A 2,835-nucleotide genomic window follows, 5' to 3' on the forward strand; every position below is an offset into this window, starting at 1 on the left:
GGCGCGTATACGGGCATCGCGACGATCGTCGCCGAGGAGCTCGACGCCGACTGGTCTCACGTGCGCGTCGAAAGCGCGCCGGCCGATGCGAAACGCTACGCGAACCTCGCGTTCGGCACGATGCAGGGGACGGGCGGCAGCTCGGCCATGTCGAACTCGTGGCAGCAGCTGCGCGAAGCGGGCGGCAAGGCCCGCGCGATGCTGGTATCGGCCGCGGCGGCCCGCTGGAAGGTACCGGCCGGCGAGCTGACGACGGCCAATGGCGTCGTCACGCATGCGCAGAGCGGCAAGACGGCCGCGTACGGCACGCTCGTCGCCGATGCGTCGAAGCTGCCGGTGCCCGACAAGGTCACGCTGAAGCAGCCGGCCGATTTCAAGCTGATCGGTCACCGGATCCCGCGCGTCGACGCGTCGGCAAAATCGAACGGCACCGCGCATTTCACGCTCGACACGACCTTCCCCGGCACGCGCGTCGCGCTGCTGCAGCGCCCGCCGCGCTTCGGTGCGAAGGTGAAATCGTTCGACGCGACGGCGGCCAAGGCCGTGCCGGGTGTCGTGTCGGTCGTGCAGGTGCCGGGTGGCATCGCGGTCGTCGGAACCGGCTTCTGGGCCGCGAAACAGGGCCGCGACGCGCTGAAGGTCGAATGGGACGAAACGAACGCCGAAAAGCGCAGCTCGGACGAAATCATGCGCGAATACCGGCAGCTCGCCGACAAGCCGGGCACGTCGGCACGCAAGGACGGCGATGCCGATGCGGCGATCGCGGGCGCGGCACGCAAGATCGGCGCGACCTACGAATTCCCGTATCTCGCGCACGCGCCGATGGAGCCGCTCGACGCGGTCGTCAAGCTGACGGCGGACAGCTGCGAGATCTGGGCCGGCGACCAGTTCCAGACGGTCGACCAGGCCAACGCGGCCCGGACGGCGGGGCTGAAGCCCGAGCAGGTGCAGATCCACACGCTGTACGCGGGCGGCAGCTTCGGCCGGCGCGCGAACGCGTGGTCGGATTACGTGGTCGAGGCCGTGTCGATCGCGAAGGCGCTCGGCGCAGACGGCAAGCCCGTCAAGCTGCAATGGACGCGCGAGGACGACATCCAGGGTGGCTTCTACCGGCCGATGTACTTCCACAAGCTCGACGCGGGGCTGACCGCGGACGGCAAGCTGGTCGGCTGGCGCCACCGCATCGTCGGCCAGTCGATCCTCGCCGGCACGCCGTTCGAGGCGTTCATGGTGAAGAACGGCGTCGATGCCACCTCGGTCGAGGGTGCGGCGAACCTGCCGTACGCAGTGCCGAACGTGTCGGTCGAACTCACCACCGCGAAGACGGGCGTGCCCGTGCTGTGGTGGCGCGTGGTCGGCAGCTCGCACACCGCCTACGCGGTCGAGGCGTTCATCGACGAAGCCGCGCACACGGCCGGCAAAGATCCGTACGCGTTCCGCCGCGACCTGCTCGAGAAGGAACCACGCATGCGCGCGGTGCTGGACCTCGCCGCTCAGAAGGCCGGCTGGGACCCGGCCAAGCCGCTGCCGAAGGGCCGCGGGCGCGGGATCGCAGTCGCCGAGGCGTTCAAGAGCTATGTCGCGCAGGTGGCCGAGGTGTCGGTCGATGCGGACGGCAAGGTGAAGGTCGAGCGCGTGGTGTGCGCGGTCGATTGCGGGATCGCGATCAATCCCGACATCGTCGCCGCGCAGATGGAAGGCGGCATCGGCTTCGGGCTCGGCGCGGTGATGCACAGCGCGATCACGCTGAAGGACGGCCAGGTCGAGCAGCGCAACTTCGACGGCTACCACGTGCTGCGTATCGCGGAAATGCCGAAGGTCGAAGTGCATATCGTACCGTCGGCCGAAGCACCGACCGGGGTCGGCGAGCCGGGCGTCGCGCCGGTCGGGCCGGCTGTCGCGAACGCGATCTTCGCGGCGACGGGCAAGCGGCACTACGTGCTGCCGTTCGATTCGGCGGATAGCGCGAAGGCTTGATGACGGGCCGGAACGCCGGCTGCGGGACGGAAGACGTCTTGCGGCCGGCGTTTTTTTCCGGATGCGGCCGATGCAGGGTTCGATGTCGGCGAAAATCGCCCGTAACGCATTGATCCGTATAGAGAACCCGTCGGTTCACGCAAGGTTCGATGCAGGGTTCGACCTCCGTCCGCAGCGACGTTCCGCCGGCCCCGATTCCCGCCACCCACACGTTACGCCCGACGTAACGGCCGTAACGTCACCCCCCGATGCTACGTAACAATCCTTCACGGTTGCCCCGCCCCCTTTTCCGCCCGTTCCGCGCCTCCCGTTAAAAATTCTTTTAAATTCAAGGCCGCCACGCCGCTTGCACCGGTGCCGCCCCCCGTCGATAGATGACGATCCGCTCCCTGGCCCGAAAGTTGCAGCACAGGACCCGCAAACACTCCTTTACGGACATGCGAGGGCCACCATGGATTGCAAATACCTGTACATCGACAACATAAAAATCAACTTCGTGCGCCGCACGATCGAAATCGACAACAAAGTCGTTGACGTCACGCCGCGTGAATTCGACGTCGTCGAATTCCTGCTCGACAACATGAACAAGATCGTGCCGCGGCAGGCAATCCAGGAAGCCGTGTGGGGCCGTGAACTCGGCGTGTCGTCGCGCACGCTCGACACCCATATCTCGCGTATCCGCTCGAAGCTGCAACTCGATCACGACAAGAACCTGCGGATCATCCCGATCTACGCAGTCGGCTATCGCCTGGTGCTGTTCGGTGCGGCGATGACGCACGTCGAGCGCCACGAAGCGGCACCGCTGCTGCGCGTCGCACCGCAGGCCGTGATGGCCGCCGACTACGCCTGACGATTCGC

General features: G+C 66.8%; 2 protein-coding genes. Both read left to right on the top strand.

The window, feature by feature from the left end; translation table 11 throughout:
• Positions 1 to 1,977, top strand: a 1,977-nt coding sequence (locus JYJ84_RS33155; RefSeq protein WP_205190018.1) for a xanthine dehydrogenase family protein molybdopterin-binding subunit, incomplete at its 5' end; no start/stop codon positions are given.
• Positions 1,978 to 2,428: 451 nt separating this feature from the next.
• Complete coding sequence (locus JYJ84_RS33160) at positions 2,429 to 2,827, top strand: winged helix-turn-helix domain-containing protein (RefSeq protein ID WP_122947641.1); 399 nt, start codon at positions 2,429 to 2,431, stop codon at positions 2,825 to 2,827.
• The last annotated feature ends 8 nt before the right edge of the window (positions 2,828 to 2,835 follow it).

This window comes from Burkholderia sp. LMG 13014 (genome assembly GCF_905232215.1).
Classification (GTDB): domain Bacteria; phylum Pseudomonadota; class Gammaproteobacteria; order Burkholderiales; family Burkholderiaceae; genus Burkholderia.

Coding starts and splice junctions, on each gene's coding strand:
- JYJ84_RS33160 (WP_122947641.1), top strand. CDS start 2,429: ATGGATTGCAAATACCTGTACATCGACAACATAAAAATCAACTTCGTG.